General features: G+C 71.5%; 18 protein-coding genes and 1 pseudogene. 18 read left to right on the forward strand and 1 reads right to left on the reverse strand.

What is annotated here, in order from left to right; genetic code table 11:
- The 4 genes from G3I41_RS25800 to nusB all read left to right on the forward strand — a co-directional run.
- On the forward strand, positions 1–640 hold a 640-nt coding region (locus G3I41_RS25800), incomplete at its 5' end, for an AAA family ATPase (RefSeq protein ID WP_164402766.1).
- 93 nt (positions 641–733) lie between these two features.
- Positions 734–1,840, forward strand: coding sequence for a M24 family metallopeptidase (locus G3I41_RS25805; RefSeq protein WP_164402767.1), 1,107 nt, complete (start codon positions 734–736; stop codon positions 1,838–1,840).
- Between the two features lie 51 nt (positions 1,841–1,891).
- Positions 1,892–2,458 (forward strand): elongation factor P, encoded by a 567-nt coding sequence (gene efp / locus G3I41_RS25810; protein WP_164402768.1) that lies wholly within the window; start codon positions 1,892–1,894, stop codon positions 2,456–2,458.
- A gap of 2 nt (positions 2,459–2,460) precedes the next feature.
- Entirely contained in the window at positions 2,461–2,892 is a 432-nt protein-coding gene (nusB, locus tag G3I41_RS25815; protein ID WP_164402769.1) for a transcription antitermination factor NusB, read from the forward strand.
- 157 nt (positions 2,893–3,049) lie between these two features.
- On the opposite strand, the gene bldD is transcribed toward nusB, so the two are convergent.
- Positions 3,050–3,550 carry a transcriptional regulator BldD gene (bldD, locus tag G3I41_RS25820; protein WP_018103903.1) on the reverse strand — a complete coding sequence of 167 codons (501 nt, stop codon included), beginning with the start codon at positions 3,548–3,550 and terminating at the stop codon, positions 3,050–3,052.
- A 221-nt stretch (positions 3,551–3,771) separates the two neighbouring features.
- On the opposite strand from bldD, the gene pyrR reads away from it, so the two are divergent.
- The 14 genes and pseudogenes from pyrR to G3I41_RS25890 all read left to right on the forward strand — a co-directional run.
- A complete protein-coding gene (gene pyrR, locus G3I41_RS25825; RefSeq protein ID WP_164402770.1) occupies positions 3,772–4,356 on the forward strand; it encodes a bifunctional pyr operon transcriptional regulator/uracil phosphoribosyltransferase PyrR in 585 nt (194 codons plus the stop codon).
- A gap of 88 nt (positions 4,357–4,444) precedes the next feature.
- Entirely contained in the window at positions 4,445–5,428 is a 984-nt protein-coding gene (locus G3I41_RS25830) for an aspartate carbamoyltransferase catalytic subunit (RefSeq protein WP_164402778.1), read from the forward strand.
- Positions 5,429–5,430: 2 nt separating this feature from the next.
- A complete protein-coding gene (locus G3I41_RS25835) occupies positions 5,431–6,717 on the forward strand; it encodes a dihydroorotase (RefSeq protein ID WP_164402771.1) in 1,287 nt (428 codons plus the stop codon).
- Entirely contained in the window at positions 6,714–7,289 is a 576-nt protein-coding gene (locus G3I41_RS25840) for a hypothetical protein (protein ID WP_164402772.1), read from the forward strand. The genes G3I41_RS25835 and G3I41_RS25840 overlap by 4 nt, the downstream gene beginning before the upstream one ends.
- Positions 7,286–8,425, forward strand: coding sequence for a glutamine-hydrolyzing carbamoyl-phosphate synthase small subunit (gene carA, locus G3I41_RS25845; protein WP_164402773.1), 1,140 nt, complete (start codon positions 7,286–7,288; stop codon positions 8,423–8,425). Before G3I41_RS25840 ends, carA begins: the two co-directional genes overlap by 4 nt.
- On the forward strand, positions 8,418–11,726 hold the full coding sequence (gene carB / locus G3I41_RS25850; RefSeq protein WP_164402774.1) for a carbamoyl-phosphate synthase large subunit: 3,309 nt from the start codon (positions 8,418–8,420) through the stop codon (positions 11,724–11,726). Before carA ends, carB begins: the two co-directional genes overlap by 8 nt.
- A gap of 68 nt (positions 11,727–11,794) precedes the next feature.
- Positions 11,795–12,904, forward strand: coding sequence for a quinone-dependent dihydroorotate dehydrogenase (locus G3I41_RS25855; protein ID WP_164402779.1), 1,110 nt, complete (start codon positions 11,795–11,797; stop codon positions 12,902–12,904).
- Positions 12,901–13,740, forward strand: a complete 840-nt coding sequence (gene pyrF / locus G3I41_RS25860; protein ID WP_164402775.1) for an orotidine-5'-phosphate decarboxylase — start codon at positions 12,901–12,903, stop codon at positions 13,738–13,740. The genes G3I41_RS25855 and pyrF overlap by 4 nt, the downstream gene beginning before the upstream one ends.
- Before the next feature lie 245 nt (positions 13,741–13,985).
- Complete coding sequence (locus G3I41_RS25865; RefSeq protein ID WP_018103912.1) at positions 13,986–14,309, forward strand: integration host factor; 324 nt, start codon at positions 13,986–13,988, stop codon at positions 14,307–14,309.
- 37 nt (positions 14,310–14,346) lie between these two features.
- Positions 14,347–14,964, forward strand: a complete 618-nt coding sequence (gene gmk, locus G3I41_RS25870) for a guanylate kinase (RefSeq protein ID WP_026171628.1) — start codon at positions 14,347–14,349, stop codon at positions 14,962–14,964.
- An 81-nt stretch (positions 14,965–15,045) separates the two neighbouring features.
- A complete protein-coding gene (rpoZ, locus tag G3I41_RS25875) occupies positions 15,046–15,318 on the forward strand; it encodes a DNA-directed RNA polymerase subunit omega (RefSeq protein ID WP_003970369.1) in 273 nt (90 codons plus the stop codon).
- 147 nt (positions 15,319–15,465) lie between these two features.
- Positions 15,466–16,668 (forward strand): bifunctional phosphopantothenoylcysteine decarboxylase/phosphopantothenate--cysteine ligase CoaBC, encoded by a 1,203-nt coding sequence (gene coaBC, locus G3I41_RS25880; protein ID WP_164402776.1) that lies wholly within the window; start codon positions 15,466–15,468, stop codon positions 16,666–16,668.
- A 239-nt stretch (positions 16,669–16,907) separates the two neighbouring features.
- The gene (gene metK, locus G3I41_RS25885) at positions 16,908–18,116 is read left to right on the forward strand and encodes a methionine adenosyltransferase (RefSeq protein WP_164402777.1); all 1,209 of its coding nucleotides are present in this window, start codon (positions 16,908–16,910) and stop codon (positions 18,114–18,116) included.
- A 129-nt stretch (positions 18,117–18,245) separates the two neighbouring features.
- Positions 18,246–18,857, forward strand: a pseudogene (locus G3I41_RS25890) (primosome assembly protein PriA); the annotation flags it as partial.

Here is an 18,857-nt window from a genome sequence, read left to right on the forward strand (position 1 = left end):
CCGCGAGACCACCGGGCACGTCCAGCTGCCGCCCGGCAGGCCCGTACCGCTGCCCGCGCCGCCCGCCGAGCCGGGCACGGGCAACGCGACGCTCGCCGTGCTCCTCATCGGCCCGGCGGGCGCCGGGAAGACCACCGTGGCCCGGCTCTGGGCGGCCCGCCGCCGGGTCCCCACCGCCCACGTCAGCCTGGACGACGTCCGGGAGTGGGTCTGCTCCGGCTTCGCCGACCCGCAGGCCGGGTGGAACGACCAGTCGGAGGCCCAGTACCGCCTGGCCCGCCGCACCTGCGGTTTCGCCGCCCGCAACTTCCTGGCCAACGGGATCTCCTGCATCCTGGACGACGCGGTCTTCCCCGACCGGCCGGTCGTCGGCCTCGGCGGCTGGAAGCGCCACGTCGGCCCCGGGCTGCTGCCGGTCGTGCTGCTGCCCGGTCTGGAGATCGTCCTGGAGCGCAACGCCGAGCGCAGCGGCAACCGCCGCCTCTCCGACGAGGAGGTGGCCCGCATCCACGGCCGGATGGCCGGCTGGTACGGCTCCGGGCTCCCGATCATCGACAACTCGACGTACGACGTGGAGACCACCGCCCGGGTCCTGGACGACATACTCGCCCGCTCCCTGGCCAGCCCTCCTTCCTGGTGAGGCGGCGGCGCCCGTCCCGCGCCCACGGCCGCCCGACCCCCGGTCGGATGCGCCCGCCGGGCGGTCCCGGCGCCGCGCTCGTACGCTCGACGCATGTCAGAGGTGTACGCCGTCCGACGCGGGCTGCTCCGCGACCGGTGCGCCGCAGTCGGATCCGCGGCCGCCCTGGTCTCCCGCCCCGCCAACGTCCGCTACCTGGCCGGGGGTGCGCCCCCGGGTGCTGTGCTGCTGCTCGGCCCCGGAGAGGACGTCCTGCTCTGCCCCCGTCCGCCGACCGCTGACCCGGCCGACGGGCGCACCGACGAGCACCTGCGGGTCGACCTGCTGCCGGTGGCGGGCGGGGACCCCGTGGTCGCCGCCGCCGACGTGGCCGCCGGCGCCGGAGCGGAGTCGCTGGCCGTCGAGGAGCACGACCTGACGGTCGCCCGGCACCGGGCCATGGCCTCGGTCGCCCCGAAGCTGCGGCTGGCCGATCTGGGCGCGACGGTCGAGCAGTTGCGCATCGTCAAGGACGAGGAGGAGATCGGCTGCCTGCGGATCGCGGCCGAGATCACCGACCAGGCGCTGGGCGAACTCCTCGAATCGATCCTCGTCGGCCGCACCGAACGTCACCTGGCGCTGGAGCTGGAGCGCCGGCTGGTGGACCACGGTGCCGACGGCCCCGCCTTCGCGACCTCCGTCGCCACCGGCCCCCACTCCGGCCGAGGCCGCCACCGGCCCTCGGACCGGCGGGTGGAGGAAGGAGATTTCCTCTCGGTCTGCCTGGGCGCCAACTACCGGGGCTACCGCTGCGAGATCGGCCGGACCTTCGTCATCGGAACGGCGCCCGCCGACTGGCAGATCGAGCTGTACGAGCTGGTTTTCGCCGCTCAGCGGGCCGGACGCGAGGCCCTGCTGCCCGGCGCCGAGTACCGCGACGTGGACCGGGCCGCCCGCCATCTCCTGGACTCCGCGGGCCACGGCGAGGGCCTGGCGCCCTTCACGGGCCACGGGGTGGGGCTCGAAATCGATGAGGACCCGCAGCTGGCACCCGACGCCATGGGTAAACTGGACGCTTGTGTGCCGGTCACCGTCGAACCGGGGGTCCACCTCCCGGGCCGGGGCGGGGTCCGGATCGATGACACGCTCGTCGTGCGCCCCGAGGCGGACGGCGGACCCGAGCTACTCACCATTACGACCAAGGAGCTGCTCGCGCTCTAGCGCGCGGTTCCCGGTCGTTCCACCAGCTTCAGCCCAGGAGATTCCGCAACCGTGGCTTCCACGAACGACCTCAAGAACGGCATGGTGCTCAAGCTCGACGGAGGCCAGCTCTGGTCCGTCGTCGAGTTCCAGCACGTCAAGCCCGGCAAGGGCCCGGCCTTCGTGCGCACCAAGCTCAAGAACGTGCTCTCCGGCAAGGTCGTCGACAAGACCTTCAACGCCGGCGTCAAGGTCGAGACGGCCACGGTCGACAAGCGCGACATGCAGTTCTCGTACATGGACGGCGAGTACTTCGTCTTCATGGACATGGACACCTACGACCAGCTGATGGTCGACCGCAAGGCCGTCGGCGACGCCGCCAACTTCCTGATCGAGGGCTTCACCGCCTCCGTCGCCCAGCACGACGGCGAGGTGCTCTACGTCGAGCTGCCGGCCGCCGTCGAGCTGACCATCCAGCACACCGACCCGGGCGTCCAGGGCGACCGCTCCACCGGCGGCACCAAGCCGGCCACGCTGGAGACCGGCTACGAGATCGGTGTTCCGCTCTTCATCACCACCGGTGAGAAGATCAAGGTCGACACCCGCTCCGGTGAGTACCTCAGCCGGGTGAACAAGTAGTCGTGGCTGCTCGTAACACGGCACGCAAGCGTGCCTTCCAGATCCTCTTCGAGGCCGACCAGCGCGGCGAGTCCGTGCTGACGGTCCTCGCGGACTGGGTCCGGCACTCGCGGTCCGACACCCGCCAGCCGCCGGTCACCGAGTACACGATGGAGCTCGTCGAGGGGTACGCGCCGTACGCGGACCGCATCGACGACCTCATCGTCACCTACTCCGAGGGCTGGGACCTCGACCGCATGCCGGTCGCCGACCGGAACATCCTGCGGCTCGGCGCGTACGAGCTGATCTGGGTGGACGGGACCCCGGACGCGGTGGTCATCGACGAGGCGGTGCAGATCGCCAAGGAGTTCTCCACCGACGACTCCCCGTCGTTCGTGAACGGCCTGCTGGCCCGTTTCAAGGACCTCAAGCCGAATCTCCGCCGGGAGCAGTGACCCGGCGGCGTTCCGCCGACGAAGGGCCCACGGCTTCAGCCGTGGGCCCTTCGGCATGTCCGTGCGCACCTCTGGGGCGTACGAGAAAAGCCGGGCCCGGCGGGGCGTCCGTGAGGAGCCCCGCCGAACCCGGCGGCACGTTTCTCCGAGGGGCTGCTCAGCCCTCGTCGTGGGCGACGGCGCGGCGCGCGTCCGCGTCGAGCACGCCCCAGCTGATCAGCTGCTCCGTGAGCACCGAAGGCGACTGGTCGTAGATCACGGCCAGCGTGCGCAGGTCGTCCTGGCGGATCGACAGCACCTTGCCGTTGTAGTCGCCGCGCTGGCTCTGGATCGTCGCCGCGTAACGCTGGAGGGGGCCGGCCTTCTCCGGCGGGACGTGCGCCAGGCGCTCCAGCTGGAGGACCAGCTTCGGCGGCGGCTCGGCGGCACCGCCGGGCGTCGTGCCCGGCAGGAGCTCCTGGACCGGGACGCCGTAGAAGTCCGCCAGCTCGGCAAGGCGCTGCACGGTCACGGCACGGTCGCCGCGCTCGTACGAACCGACCACGACGGCCTTCCAGCGGCCCTGGGACTTCTCCTCCACGCCGTGGAGGGAGAGGCCCTGCTGGGTGCGGATGGCACGGAGCTTGGCCCCGAGCTGTTTTGCGTATTCGCTGGACATAAGGCTCCCCGGACGCTGGAACGTACGCGGCTGGGCCGCGTGGCTGGTAACTCACTGTGAGGTTACGCAGCGTTACTTGGTCGCGTCAAGCTGAGATGGTCCGTACCGGCTCTCCCCGGGGGTGGGGGCGAGCTCCGGCGCGGGCCCTGGTAACGTGGACGACGCAATTTCGACGTCCTTTAAGGTCCGTCCCGTGAGGCGGAGAAGGAGGTCCGTTTCTTATGGACGCACAGCACGACGCCACCGGCAACGCGGCACGCCCCGTTCTGGAGGCTCCCGACATCGCCCGGGCTCTGACCCGCATCGCCCACGAGATCGTCGAACGCGCCAAGGGCGCCGACGACGTGGTGCTCCTGGGCATCCCGACCCGCGGGGTCTTCCTCGCCGGCCGGCTCGCCGCCAAGCTCGAAGAGATCACCGGCCGCACGATGCCGGTCGGCTCGCTCGACATCACCATGTACCGCGACGACCTGAGGCTGCGCCCCGCGCGCGCCCTGGCCCGCACCGAGATCCCCGGCGAGGGCATCGAGGGCCGCCTGGTCGTCCTGGTGGACGACGTCCTCTTCTCCGGCCGCACGATCCGCGCCGCCCTCGACGCGCTCGGCGACATCGGCCGGCCCCGCGCGGTGCAGCTCGCGGTCCTCGTCGACCGCGGCCACCGCGAACTGCCGATCCGCGCCGACTACGTCGGCAAGAACCTCCCCACGTCGCTGCGGGAGACGGTCAAGGTCCAGCTCGCCGAGGAGGACGGCCGCGACGCCGTGCTGCTCGGGGTCGAGCAGGCCGCCCCCGCGGTCGAGCGCTAGCTCCTCACGCCCGTACGGCCCGCCCGCCGTGCGGCGGCTTCCGCGCGCCCGCATGCCTGAAACCTCCAGCCACCCGGAGAACACCCAGATGAAGCGTCACCTCATCTCGGCCGCCGACCTCACCCGCGACGACGCCGTCCTGATCCTCGACACCGCCGAGGAGATGGCCAGGGTCGCGGACCGGCCGATCAAGAAGCTCCCGACCCTGCGCGGCCGGACCGTCGTCAACCTCTTCTTCGAGGACTCGACGCGTACCCGCATCTCCTTCGAGGCGGCGGCCAAGCGGCTGTCCGCCGACGTCATCAACTTCTCCGCGAAGGGCTCCTCCGTCTCCAAGGGCGAATCCCTCAAGGACACCGCCCTCACCCTGGAGGCGATGGGCGCCGACGCGGTCGTCATCCGGCACGGCGCCTCCGGAGCCCCGTACCGGCTGGCCACCTCGGGCTGGATCGACGGCGCCGTCGTCAACGCGGGCGACGGCACCCATGAGCACCCCACCCAGGCCCTGCTGGACGCCTTCACGATGCGCCGCCGGCTCGTCGGCGCCGACGCGGGGCTCGGCAAGGACCTCGACGGCCGCCGGATCACCATCGTGGGCGACATCCTGCACAGCCGGGTCGCCCGGTCCAACGTGCACCTGCTGCACACGCTCGGCGCCCACGTCACCCTCGTCGCCCCGCCCACCCTGGTCCCGGTCGGCGTCGAACAGTGGCCCTGCGACGTCAGCTACAGCCTGGACGAGGTGCTGCCCCAGTCCGACGCCGTGATGATGCTGCGTGTGCAGCGCGAGCGGATGAACGCCGCCTACTTCCCGACCGAGCGCGAGTACTCGCGCCGCTACGGCCTGGACGGCGAGCGGATGGCCCGGATGCCGGAGCACGCCGTCGTCATGCACCCCGGGCCCATGGTCCGCGGGATGGAGATCACCGCGGAGGTCGCCGACTCCGACCGCTGCACGGTCGTGGAGCAGGTCGCCAACGGCGTCTCCATCCGCATGGCCGTGCTCTACCTGCTGCTCGGCGGCTACGAGTCAGCCGCCCCCACCGCCGCCCGTACCGAGGAGAACAAGTAACCATGAGCAAGATCCTTATCCGCGGTGCGAAGGTACTCGGCGGCGACCCGCAGGACGTTCTCATCGACGGCGAGACCATCGCCGAGGTCGGCACCGGCCTCGACGCCGGCGACGCCACCGTGATCGAGGCGGCCGGCCAGGTGCTGCTGCCCGGCCTGGTCGACCTCCACACCCACCTGCGCGAGCCCGGCCGCGAGGACTCCGAGACCGTCCTCACCGGAACCAAGGCCGCCGCGGCCGGCGGCTTCACCGCCGTCCACGCCATGGCCAACACCTTCCCGGTCGCCGACACCGCCGGTGTGGTCGAGCAGGTCTGGCGCCTCGGCAAGGAGTCCGGCTACTGCGACGTCCAGCCCGTCGGCGCCGTCACCGTCGGCCTGGAGGGCAAGCAGCTCGCCGAGCTCGGGGCCATGCACGACTCCGCCGCCGGCGTGAAGGTCTTCTCCGACGACGGCAAGTGCGTGGACGACGCGGTGATCATGCGCCGCGCCCTGGAGTACGTGAAGGCGTTCGACGGCGTCGTCGCCCAGCACGCCCAGGAGCCCCGCCTCACCGAGGGCGCCCAGATGAACGAGGGCGTCGTCTCGGCCGAGCTGGGCCTCGGCGGCTGGCCCGCCGTCGCCGAGGAGTCGATCATCGCCCGCGACGTCCTGCTCGCCGCGCACGTCGGCTCCCGGGTCCACATCTGCCACCTGTCGACCGCGGGCTCCGTGGAGATCGTGCGCTGGGCCAAGTCCAAGGGGTGGAACGTCACCGCCGAGGTCACCCCGCACCACCTGCTCCTGACCGACGAGCTCGTCCGCAGCTACAACCCCGTCTACAAGGTGAACCCGCCGCTGCGCACCGAGGCCGACGTGCTGGCCCTGCGCGAGGCGCTCGCCGACGGCACGATCGACTGCGTCGCCACCGACCACGCCCCGCACCCGCACGAGGACAAGGACTGCGAGTGGGCCGCGGCGGCCATGGGCATGGTGGGCCTGGAGACCGCGCTCTCCGTCGTCCAGCAGACGATGGTCGAGACCGGGCTGCTCGACTGGGCCGGCGTAGCCGACCGCATGTCGGCGCGCCCCGCGGCCATCGGACGCCTCGAAGGACACGGCCGCCCCGTCTCGGCCGGTGAGCCTGCCAACCTCACGCTGGTCGATCCGGCATACCGTGGAGAGGTGGACCCCGCGGGCTTCGCCTCCCGCAGCCGCAACACCCCGTACGAGGGGCGCGAGCTGCCGGGCCGAGTGACCCACACCTTCCTGCGGGGCCGTGCCACGGTCGTCGACGGGAAGCTCGCGTGACAACACAGACCCTGTACCTCCTCGCCGCCGAGCAGAAGTCGGCGGAAGTGACCGACTGGTCCGCACGGATCAGCTGGGTGATCGGACTCGTCGTCCTCGTCGTGTTCGTCTACTGGCTGATGCGCCAGGGCTGGAAGTGGCGCGGAAGCCTCCAGTCCGACCTGCCCGCCCCGGCCACCGCGCCGGAGGGCTCCGCGGACGGCGAGAAGCTGCTCACCCTGTGCGGCCGCTACCACGCGTCGACCACCGCCGGGCAGTGGCTCGACCGGATCGTCGCGCACGGCCTCGGCACCCGCAGCCGCGTCGAGCTCACCCTGACCGCGGACGGGCTCGACGTCGTACGGCCCGGCGCCTCGGACTTCTTCGTCCCGGCCGCCGACCTGCGCGGCGCCCGCACCGAAAGGGCACTGGCGGGCAAGGTCCTGCCCGAGGGCGGACTCCTCGTCATCACCTGGGCGCTCGGCGACCGGCTGATCGACTCCGGATTCCGCTCCGACCACTCGGCCGAACACCCCGCCTGGGTCGACGCCGTCAACCACCTCACCAGCACTACGGAAGGCATCGCACGATGACGACCTCCACCCGGGGAACCCAGGTTCCCGCCGTACTCGTCCTGGAGGACGGCCGCACCTTCCGCGGCCGCGCCTACGGGGCTGTGGGGGAGACCTTCGGCGAGGCGGTCTTCTCCACCGGCATGACCGGCTACCAGGAGACGCTGACCGACCCCTCGTACCACCGCCAGGTCGTCGTGATGACCGCTCCGCACGTCGGCAACACCGGCGTCAACGACGAGGACCCCGAGTCGAAGCGGATCTGGGTCTCCGGCTACGTCGTCCGCGACCCCGCCCGCACCCCCTCCAACTGGCGCTCCCGCCGCACCCTCGACGAGGAGCTGGCGAACCAGGGCGTCGTCGGGATCAGCGGCGTCGACACCCGCGCCCTCACCCGCCACCTGCGCGAGCGCGGCGCCATGCGCGTCGGCATCTTCTCCGGCGACGCGGTCACCGGCGAGGCGGCGATGCTGGCCCGCGTCCAGGAGGCCCCCGAGATGAAGGGCGCCGACCTGTCCGCCGAGGTCGCCACCAAGGAGGCGTACGTCGTCCCCGCGATCGGCACCAAGAAGTTCACCGTCGCCGCGGTCGACCTCGGCATCAAGGGCATGACCCCGCACCGGATGGCCGAGCGCGGCATCGAGGTCCACGTGCTGCCCGCCACCGCCACCCTGGAAGAGGTCTACGCGGTCGCCCCGGACGGCGTCTTCTTCTCCAACGGCCCCGGCGACCCCTCCACCGCCGACCACCCCGTCGCGCTGATGCAGGGCGTCCTGGAGCGGAAGACCCCGCTCTTCGGCATCTGCTTCGGCAACCAGATCCTGGGCCGCGCGCTCGGCTTCGGCACGTACAAGCTGAAGTACGGCCACCGCGGCATCAACCAGCCCGTGCAGGACCGCTCGACCGGCAAGGTCGAGGTCACCGCGCACAACCACGGCTTCGCCGTCGACGCCCCCCTCGACAAGGTCTCCGACACCGCCTACGGGCGCGCCGAGGTCTCCCACGTCTGCCTGAACGACCAGGTCGTCGAGGGGCTCCAGCTGCTCGACCGGCCGGCCTTCAGCGTCCAGTACCACCCCGAGGCGGCCGCCGGCCCGCACGACGCCGCGTACCTCTTCGACCGCTTCGTTTCCCTGATGGAGGGCCAGCGTGCCTAAGCGCTCCGATATCCAGTCCGTCCTGGTCATCGGCTCCGGCCCGATCGTCATCGGGCAGGCCGCCGAGTTCGACTACTCCGGCACCCAGGCGTGCCGCGTGCTCAAGGCCGAGGGCCTGCGCGTCATCCTGGTGAACTCCAACCCGGCGACGATCATGACCGACCCGGAGATCGCCGACGCCACGTACGTCGAGCCGATCACCCCGGAGTTCGTCGAGAAGATCATCGCCAAGGAGCGCCCCGACGCGCTGCTGCCCACCCTGGGCGGCCAGACCGCGCTGAACACCGCGATCTCCATGCACGACAACGGTGTGCTGGAGAAGTACGGCGTCGAGCTCATCGGCGCCAACGTCGAGGCCATCAACAAGGGCGAGGACCGCGACCTCTTCAAGGGCGTCGTGGAGGCCGTCAAGGAGAAGATCGGCTACGGCGAGTCCGCCCGCTCGGTCATCTGCCACTCCATGGACGACGTCCTCGCCGGCGTCGAGACGCTCGGCGGCTACCCCGTCGTCGTCCGCCCCTCCTTCACCATGGGCGGCGCCGGCTCCGGTTTCGCCCACGACGAGGAGGAGCTGCGCCGCATCGCGGGCCAGGGGCTCACGCTCTCCCCGACCACCGAGGTGCTGCTCGAAGAGTCCATCCTCGGCTGGAAGGAGTACGAGCTGGAGCTGATGCGCGACCGCAACGACAACGTCGTGGTCGTCTGCTCCATCGAGAACTTCGACCCGATGGGCGTCCACACCGGCGACTCCATCACCGTCGCCCCGGCGATGACCCTCACCGACCGCGAGTACCAGCGGCTGCGCGACATCGGCATCGCGATCATCCGCGAGGTCGGCGTCGACACCGGCGGCTGCAACATCCAGTTCGCGATCGACCCCGCCGACGGCCGCGTCATCGTCATCGAGATGAACCCGCGCGTCTCCCGCTCCTCGGCGCTCGCCTCCAAGGCCACCGGCTTCCCGATCGCCAAGATCGCCGCCAAGCTGGCCGTCGGCTACACGCTGGACGAGATCCCCAACGACATCACCGAGAAGACCCCGGCCTCCTTCGAGCCGACCCTCGACTACGTCGTCGTCAAGGCCCCGCGCTTCGCCTTCGAGAAGTTCCCCTCGGCCGACTCCACCCTCACCACCACCATGAAGTCGGTGGGCGAGGCCATGGCGATCGGCCGGAACTTCACCGAGGCCCTGCAGAAGGCCCTGCGGTCCCTGGAGAAGAAGGGCTCGCAGTTCACCTTCACCGGCGACCCCGGCGACAAGGCCGAGCTGCTGGCCGAGGCGGTCCGCCCGACCGACGGCCGCATCAACGCCGTCATGCAGGCGATCCGGGCCGGCGCCACCCAGGAGGAGGTCTTCGACGCCACGAAGATCGACCCCTGGTTCGTGGACCAGCTCTTCCTGATCAAGGAGATCGCCGACGAGCTGGCCGCCGCCGACAAGCTCGGTCCCGAGCTGCTGGCCGAGGCCAAGCGGCACGGCTTCTCGGACGTCCAGATCGCCGGGATCCGCGGCCTGCGCGAGGACGTCGTCCGCGAGGTCCGCCACGCGCTCGGCATCCGCCCGGTCTACAAGACGGTGGACACCTGCGCCGCCGAGTTCGCCGCGAAGACGCCGTACTTCTACTCCTCCTACGACGAGGAGACGGAGGTCGCGCCCCGCACCAAGCCCGCGGTGATCATCCTGGGCTCCGGCCCCAACCGCATCGGCCAGGGCATCGAGTTCGACTACTCCTGCGTCCACGCCTCCTTCGCGCTCAGCGACGCGGGCTACGAGACCGTGATGGTCAACTGCAACCCGGAGACGGTCTCCACCGACTACGACACCTCCGACCGCCTGTACTTCGAGCCGCTGACGCTGGAAGACGTGCTGGAGATCGTGCACGCGGAGTCCCTGGCGGGCCCGATCGCGGGCGTCGTCGTCCAGCTCGGCGGCCAGACCCCGCTGGGCCTGTCGCAGGCGCTCAAGGACAACGGCGTGCCCGTCGTCGGCACCTCCCCGGAGGCGATCCACGCCGCCGAGGACCGCGGCGCCTTCGGCCGCGTCCTGGCCGAGGCCGGCCTGCCCGCCCCCAAGCACGGCACCGCCACCACCTTCGCCGGGGCCAAGGAGATCGCCGACGAGATCGGCTACCCCGTCCTCGTACGGCCCTCGTACGTGCTCGGCGGGCGCGGCATGGAGATCGTGTACGACGAGACCCGGCTCTCCGCGTACATCGCCGAGTCCACCGAGATCAGCCCCACCCGGCCGGTCCTGGTCGACCGCTTCCTCGACGACGCCATCGAGATCGACGTCGACGCCCTCTACGACGGCACCGAGCTCTACCTCGGCGGCGTCATGGAGCACATCGAGGAGGCCGGCATCCACTCCGGCGACTCCGCCTGCGCGCTGCCCCCGATCACCCTCGGCGGCCACGACGTCAAGCGGCTGCGCGCCTCCACGGAGGCCATCGCCAAGGGCGTCGGCGTCCGCGGCCTGATCAACATCCAGTTCGCGCTCTCCGGCGACATCCTCTACGTCCTGGAGGCCAACCCGCGCGCCTCCCGGACCGTGCCCTTCACCTCGAAGGCGACCGCGGTCCCGCTCGCCAAGGCCGCCGCCCGCATCTCGCTGGGGGCGACCGTGGCCGAGCTGCGCGAGGAGGGGCTGCTGCCGAAGAGCGGCGACGGCGGCACGCTGCCGCTGGACGCGCCGATCTCCGTCAAGGAGGCCGTCATGCCGTGGTCGCGCTTCCGCGACATCCACGGCCGCGGCGTCGACACCATCCTCGGCCCGGAGATGCGCTCCACCGGCGAGGTCATGGGCATCGACTCGGTCTTCGGCACCGCGTACGCCAAGTCGCAGGCCGGCGCCTACGGACCGCTGCCCACCAAGGGCCGCGCGTTCATCTCGGTGGCCAACCGCGACAAGCGCTCGATGATCTTCCCGGCCCGCGAGCTGGTCGCCCACGGCTTCGAGCTGCTGGCGACCTCCGGCACCGCCGAGGTCCTCAAGCGCAACGGCATCAACGCCACGGTCGTGCGCAAGCAGTCCGAGGGCGAGGGCCCGAACGGCGAGCCGACCATCGTCCAGCTCATCCACGAGGGCGGTGTCGACCTCATCGTCAACACCCCGTACGGGACCGGCGGCCGGCTCGACGGCTACGAGATCCGCACCGCGGCCGTCGCCCGCTCCGTGCCCTGCCTGACCACGGTCCAGGCGCTCGCCGCGGCGGTCCAGGGCATCGACGCCCTCAACAACGGAGACGTCGGCGTCCGTTCCCTCCAGGAACACGCGGAGCACCTGACCGCGGCCCGCGACTAGGCAGGCAGCCCACAAGGGGGACACCGGAAACGGTGTCCCCCTCTTCATGAGGACACCGTGACACCGTGATGTACAAGTTCTTCTTCCAGCTGGTCTTCAAGCGCATGGACCCCGAGCGCGCCCACTACCTGGCCTTCCGCTGGATCCGCCTCGCCGCCCGCGTCCCCGTGCTGCGCACCTTCCTGGCCGCCGCCCTCGCCCCCCGGTACACGTCGCTGCGCACCGAGGCGCTGGGCCTGCGGATGCACGGGCCCTTCGGGCTCGCCGCCGGCTTCGACAAGAACGCGGTCGCGATCGACGGCATGGCGATGCTTGGCTTCGACCACGTCGAGATCGGTACCGTGACCGGCGAGGCGCAGCCCGGAAACCCGAAGAAGCGGCTGTTCCGCCTGGTGGCGGACCGCGCGCTCATCAACCGCATGGGCTTCAACAACGAGGGCTCCGCCGCCGTCGCCGCCCGGCTCGCCGCCCGCACACCGGTCTTCCGCACCACCGTCGGCGTCAACATCGGCAAGACCAAGGTCGTCCCCGAGGCCGACGCCGCGGCCGACTACGTGAAGTCCACCGAGCGCCTGGCCGCCCACGCGGACTACCTCGTCGTCAACGTCTCCTCTCCCAACACCCCCGGCCTGCGCAACCTCCAGGCCACCGAGTCGCTGCGCCCGCTGCTCACCGCCGTGCGCGAGGCGGCCGACCGCACCGTCACCCACCGCCGCGTCCCGCTGCTCGTCAAGATCGCCCCGGACCTCGCGGACGAGGACGTCGACGCCGTCGCCGACCTGGCCGTCGAGCTGGGCCTGGACGGGATCATCGCCACCAACACCACCATCGCCCGCGAGGGCCTGGACCTGAAGTCCCCGGCGGCCCTGGTGAAGGAGACCGGCGGTCTGTCGGGAGCCCCCCTCAAGGAGCGCTCACTGGAGGTCCTGAGCCGCCTCCACCGGCGCGTGGGGGACCGGATCACCCTGGTGGGCGTCGGCGGCGTCGAGAACGCCGAGGACGCCTGGCAGCGCATCCTGGCCGGCGCCACCCTCGTCCAGGGCTACAGCGCCTTCATCTACGAGGGCCCGTTCTACGCCCGCGCGATCCACAAGGGGCTGGCCGCGCGCCTGGCCGCCTCCCCGTACGCCACGCTCGCCGACGCCGTCGGCGCGGAATCCCGGAAGGCAGTGAAATGACCCTGGAACCCTTCGGCGCCCGGCTGCGCCACGCCATGGACACGCGAGGCCCGCTCTGCGTCGGCATCGACCCGCACGCCTCGCTGCTCACCGCCTGGGGGCTGAGCGACGACATCGCGGGCCTGGAGCGGTTCACCCGTACCGTCGTCGAGGCGCTGGCCGACCGGGTCGCCGTGCTCAAGCCGCAGTCCGCGTTCTTCGAGCGCTTCGGCTCGCGCGGCGTCGCGGTCCTGGAGAAGGCCGTCGAGGAGGCCCGCGCGGCCGGCGCCCTCGTCCTGATGGACGCCAAGCGCGGTGACATCGGCTCGACCATGGGTGCCTACGCGGCGACCTACCTGGACAAGGACTCGCCGCTGTTCTCGGACGCGGTCACGGTCTCGCCGTACCTCGGCTTCGGCTCGCTGCGTCCCGCGCTCGACGCGGCGGCGGTCTCCGGCGCCGGTGTCTTCGTGCTCGCGCTGACCTCCAACCCGGAGGGCGCCGAGGTGCAGCGCGCCACGGCCGCCGACGGCCGTTCGCTGGCCCAGCTGATGCTCGACCACATGGCCGCCGAGAACGCGGGGGCCGCCCCGCTCGGCTCGGTCGGGGCGGTCGTCGGCGCCACGCTCGGCGACGTGGGCGTGGACCTCGCGATCAACGGGCCGCTGCTCGCCCCGGGCATCGGCGCGCAGGGGGCGACCCCGGCCGATCTGCCGGGCGTCTTCGGCGACGCGGTGGGCAACGTGGTGCCGACCGTCAGCCGGGGCGTGCTGCGCCACGGCCCGGACATCGCGGGGCTGCGCGGGGCCGCCGAGCGGTTCGCGGACGAGGTCCGTGCGGCGGTCTCGGACCGCTGACCCTGCCACGTAACCGTGTGTTGACGGAATCCTGACGAAAAAACTCGGTGGTTATGCCTGAAAAGTCCTGGTCGGCAGAGGCTGACCAGGACTTTTCGTCTGTTCTCGCTGACTCCGGCGGCCTTGGCCGCTAGTCTCCGTCGAGAGCCGACGCGCACGGGGTGTTCGCGGCTCAGCAGGTGAGGGGCGATCCCGCTGCCTCACCGGTCCGTATCCGACAGATCGACATCCGAGGTGACGTAGGCGTGGCTCTTCCGCCCCTTACCCCTGAACAGCGCGCAGCCGCGCTCGAAAAGGCCGCCGCGGCTCGCCGGGAGCGGGCCGAGGTCAAGAATCGACTCAAGCACTCCGGCGCCTCCCTCCACGAGGTCATCAAGTCGGGCCAGGAGAACGACGTCATCGGCAAGATGAAGGTCTCCGCCCTGCTGGAGTCCCTGCCCGGTGTGGGCAAGGTCCGTGCCAAGCAGATCATGGAGCGGCTCGGCATCTCCGAGAGCCGCCGTGTGCGGGGGCTTGGCTCCAACCAGATCGCATCCCTGGAGCGCGAGTTCGGCGGCACCGCCGCCTGAGTTCTCAGGCACCCCTGAGAACCTGGATAATCGCTCCATGGCTGCAACATCCCGGGGGACGTCCCCCGTACCCCCGGACGTACGTCCGCGGCTGACCGTGCTCTCCGGCCCCTCGGGGGTCGGCAAGAGCACGGTCGTCGCGCATATGCGCAAGGTCCACCCCGAGGTGTGGCTCTCGGTGTCGGCGACGACCCGCAAGCCCCGCCCCGGCGAACGCAACGGCGTCCACTACTTCTTCGTGGACGACGAGGAGTTCGACAAGCTGATCGCCAACGGCGAGCTGCTGGAGTGGGCCGAGTTCGCCGGCAACCGCTACGGCACGCCGCGCCGCGCCGTGCAGGAGCGGCTGGAGGCGGGGGAGCCGGTGCTCCTGGAGATCGACCTCCAGGGCGCCCGGCTGGTCCGCCAGTCCATGGCCGACGCCCAGCTGGTCTTCCTCGCCCCGCCGAGCTGGGAGGAGCTGGTCCGCCGGCTCACCGGCCGGGGGACCGAGGCGCCCGAGGTGATCGAACGCCGGCTCGGAGCCGCCAAGGTGGAACTGGCCGCCGAGGCGGAGTTCGACACGACGCTCGTCAACACCTCCGTCGAGGACGTGGCACGTGAGCTGCTAGCCTTGATGCTGGAGGCTTCCGGCCACCGCGCCGCCGGCGAGTGAACCACCGGCAGCGGGGCCCGGCACCACGGCCCCTGACTGTCAAAGAATTCTTTGATCTTCATCCCCTTCGGAAGGCAGAGCGTGTCCTCTTCCATCACCACGCCCGAGGGCATCATCAACCCGCCGATTGATGAGCTCCTCGAAGCAACCGACTCGAAGTACAGCCTCGTGATCTACGCCGCCAAGCGCGCGCGCCAGATCAACGCGTACTACTCGCAGCTCGGTGAGGGCCTCCTCGAGTACGTCGGTCCGCTCGTCGACACCCACGTGCACGAGAAGCCGCTCTCGATCGCGCTCCGCGAGATCAACGCCGGCCTGCTCACGTCCGAGGCCATCGAGGGCCCCGCGCAGTAAGCGGCGACGACGCGTCTTCATCCCGGGCCCGGCGGATCATCCGCCGGGCCCGAGGTGTTGTCCGGGCCGACCGGTCGGCGCCCGGGCCCGTGAGGCAGCATGGAGACGTACGTACGCAGGGTGCGTAACCGAGTGCGGGGAGACGCAGTGGACAAGCCGAAGGTCGTTCTGGGGGTCAGCGGCGGCATCGCCGCGTACAAGGCGTGCGAGCTGCTGCGCCGGCTGACCGAGTCAGGCCACGACGTACGGGTCGTCCCCACCGCGTCCGCCCTGAACTTCGTCGGCGCCGCGACCTGGTCCGCGCTCTCCGGCCACCCCGTCTCCACCGAGGTCTGGAACGACGTCCACGAGGTGCCCCACGTGCGGATCGGGCAGCACGCCGACCTCGTCGTCGTCGCGCCCGCCACCGCCGACATGCTGGCCAAGGCCGCCCACGGCCTCGCCGACGACCTGCTCACCAACACCCTGCTCACCGCCCGCTGCCCGGTCGTCTTCGCCCCGGCCATGCACACCGAGATGTGGGAGCACCCCGCCACCCAGGAGAACGTCGCGACGCTGCGCCGCCGGGGTGCCGTCGTCATCGAGCCCGCCGTCGGCCGCCTCACCGGCGTCGACACCGGCAAGGGCCGGCTGCCCGACCCGGGCGAGATCTACGAGGTCTGCCGCCGGGTCCTTGCCCGGGGCGCCGCCGCCCCCGACCTCGCGGGCCGGCACGTGGTGATCAGCGCCGGCGGTACGAGGGAACCCCTCGACCCGGTCCGCTACCTCGGCAACCGGTCCTCCGGCAAACAGGGCTACGCGCTCGCGCGCACCGCCGTCGCGCGCGGTGCCCGGGTGACCCTGGTCGAGGCCAACACCGGGCTGCCCGACCCGTCCGGCGCCGACGTCGTCCGCGCCGGCACCGCGACGCAGCTGCGCGAGGCCGTGCTGAAGGCGGCCCGGGACGCCGACGTCGTGGTCATGGCCGCCGCCGTCGCCGACTTCCGGCCCGCCGAGTACGCCCCCGGGAAGATCAAGAAGAAGGACGGCCAGGAGCCCGCCCCCATCGCGCTCGTCCGCAACCCGGACATCCTCGCCGAGGTTTCCGCCGAGCGCGCCACGCCCGGGCAGATCGTCGTCGGATTCGCCGCCGAGACCGACGACGTCCTGGCCAACGGCCGCGAGAAACTGCGCCGCAAGGGCTGCGACCTGCTGGTGGTCAACGAGGTCGGGGAGCGCAAGACCTTCGGCGCGGAGGAGAACGAGGCCGTGGTGCTCGGCGCCGACGGCACCGAGACCCCCGTGCCCTACGGGCCCAAGGAGGCACTGGCCGACACGGTGTGGGACCTCGTCGCGGCCCGCCTCGGATGAATTTCCGATGACACGCCGGGGCGGCCGGCGTCCCCGCGAAACGGCCCGGGGCCTTGCGGCAGCGGGCCTCAGGGGGGTTCCGGCCCTGGTGGAACACGTCCCAGGACGGCCAAAGGGCGAGACACGTTGTCCGACGGCGGGAGCCGACCGATAAACTGCACCCTGGACCATGCCGGGCGCAGCTCCCGGACGGTCCGGCCAATGATCAGCCAGCAGCCGCTGCAACCCCAGGGAGCGATGTGTCCCGCCGTCTCTTCACCTCGGAGTCCGTGACCGAGGGCCACCCCGACAAGATCGCCGACCAGATCAGCGACACCATTCTCGACGCGCTCCTGCGCGAGGACCCGTCCTCCCGCGTCGCCGTCGAGACCCTGATCACCACCGGTCTCGTGCACGTCGCGGGTGAGGTCACGACCAAGGCGTACGCCGACATTCCGACGCTGGTCCGCAACAAGGTCCTGGAGATCGGCTACGACTCCTCGAAGAAGGGCTTCGACGGCGCCTCCTGCGGCGTCTCGGTGTCCATCGGCGCACAGTCCCCGGACATCGCCCAGGGCGTCGACACGGCGTACGAGAAGCGCGTCGAGGGCGACGAGGACGAGCTCGACAAGCAGGGCGCCGGCGACCAGGGCCTGATGTTCGGCTACGCCTGCGACGAGACCCCCGAGCTCATGCCGCTGCCGATCTACCTCGCGCACCGGCTCTCGCGGCGCCTGTCCGAGGTCCGCAAGAACGGGACCATCCCGTACCTGCGCCCTGACGGCAAGACCCAGGTCACCATCGAGTACGACGGCGACAAGGCCGTCCGCCTCGACACCGTCGTCGTCTCCTCGCAGCACGCCAGCGACATCGACCTCGACTCGCTGCTCGCGCCCGACATCCGCGAGTTCGTCGTCGAGCACGTGCTGAACCAGCTCATCGAGGACGGCATCAAGCTCGACACCGAGGGCTACCGCCTCCTGGTCAACCCGACCGGGCGCTTCGAGATCGGCGGCCCGATGGGCGACGCCGGTCTGACCGGCCGCAAGATCATCATCGACACCTATGGGGGCATGGCCCGCCACGGCGGCGGCGCCTTCTCCGGCAAGGACCCGTCGAAGGTGGACCGCTCGGCCGCGTACGCCATGCGCTGGGTCGCCAAGAACGTCGTCGCGGCCGGCCTCGCCGCCCGCTGCGAGGTCCAGGTCGCGTACGCGATCGGCAAGGCCGAGCCGGTGGGCCTCTTCGTGGAGACCTTCGGCACCGCCGCGGTCGACACCGAGAAGATCGAGCACGCCATCGGCGAGGTCTTCGACCTCCGCCCGGCCGCGATCATCCGCGACCTCGACCTGCTGCGCCCGATCTACGCCCAGACCGCCGCGTACGGCCACTTCGGCCGCGAGCTGCCCGACTTCACGTGGGAGCGCACGGACCGGGTGGACGCGCTGCGCGCCGCCGCCGGTCTGTAAGCACCGCGCACTGCCGGTCTTCCGCCGGAGCCCGGACGCCGTCACGGTGTCCGGGCTCCGGCGTTTCACGGCCGGGGGCCACGCGGCGGGCCGGGGCCGTTGTCCGAGGCGTCTGGTAGGGATGGAGCTGTGAGCAGCGAGAACGAGCGGTCCGACGAGCCCGGGGCGGGGGCGCCGGAACAGCTTGCGCTGATCCGGGAGGCCGTCCGCCGGGCCGATGTGCCGCGCGCCAAACCGCGGACCTGGCGCGGTGCCGCCCTCGCCGGGGAACTGCCCGTCGCCCGCGTCCTCGTCAACAAGGGCGCGCTCCACCTCGACCAGTACTTCGACTACGCCGTACCCGAGGAACTGGACGCCGACGCACAGCCCGGGGTGCGCGTCCGGGTCCGCTTCGGAGCCGGGGGCCGCCAGGTGCGCGGCGGCCGGCGCGAGGGTGGCGGGCTCGTGGACGGCTTCCTCATCGAGCGGCTGGCCGAGTCCGACTACAACGGGGCACTCGCCGCGCTCGCCTCCGTCGTCTCGCCCGAGCCGGTCCTCGGCCCCGGCCTCCTCGCCCTCGCCCGTGCCGTCGCCGACCGGTACGCGGGCAGCCTCGCCGACGTCCTCCAGCTCGCCGTCCCCCCGCGCAACGCGCAGGCCGAGGCCAAGCCGTCGCCCGCACCCCTGCCCGCCCCCGCGCCCCCCTCCCCCGGGAGCTGGGAGCGGTACGCGCAGGGGCCCGCGTTCCTCTCCGCGCTGGCC

This window comes from Streptomyces sp. SID9727 (assembly GCF_010550605.1).
In the GTDB taxonomy this organism is placed as follows: Bacteria; Actinomycetota; Actinomycetes; order Streptomycetales; family Streptomycetaceae; genus Streptomyces.

Bases quoted from the DNA above. Each gene is read 5' to 3' on its own strand.
- G3I41_RS25805 (WP_164402767.1), top strand. From the start codon at position 734: ATGTCAGAGGTGTACGCCGTCCGACGCGGGCTGCTCCGCGACCGGTGC.
- bldD (WP_018103903.1), bottom strand. From the start codon at position 3,550: ATGTCCAGCGAATACGCAAAACAGCTCGGGGCCAAGCTCCGTGCCATC.
- pyrR (WP_164402770.1), top strand. From the start codon at position 3,772: ATGGACGCACAGCACGACGCCACCGGCAACGCGGCACGCCCCGTTCTG.
- G3I41_RS25830 (WP_164402778.1), top strand. From the start codon at position 4,445: ATGAAGCGTCACCTCATCTCGGCCGCCGACCTCACCCGCGACGACGCC.
- G3I41_RS25835 (WP_164402771.1), top strand. From the start codon at position 5,431: ATGAGCAAGATCCTTATCCGCGGTGCGAAGGTACTCGGCGGCGACCCG.
- carA (WP_164402773.1), top strand. From the start codon at position 7,286: ATGACGACCTCCACCCGGGGAACCCAGGTTCCCGCCGTACTCGTCCTG.
- G3I41_RS25855 (WP_164402779.1), top strand. From the start codon at position 11,795: ATGTACAAGTTCTTCTTCCAGCTGGTCTTCAAGCGCATGGACCCCGAG.
- pyrF (WP_164402775.1), top strand. From the start codon at position 12,901: ATGACCCTGGAACCCTTCGGCGCCCGGCTGCGCCACGCCATGGACACG.
- gmk (WP_026171628.1), top strand. From the start codon at position 14,347: ATGGCTGCAACATCCCGGGGGACGTCCCCCGTACCCCCGGACGTACGT.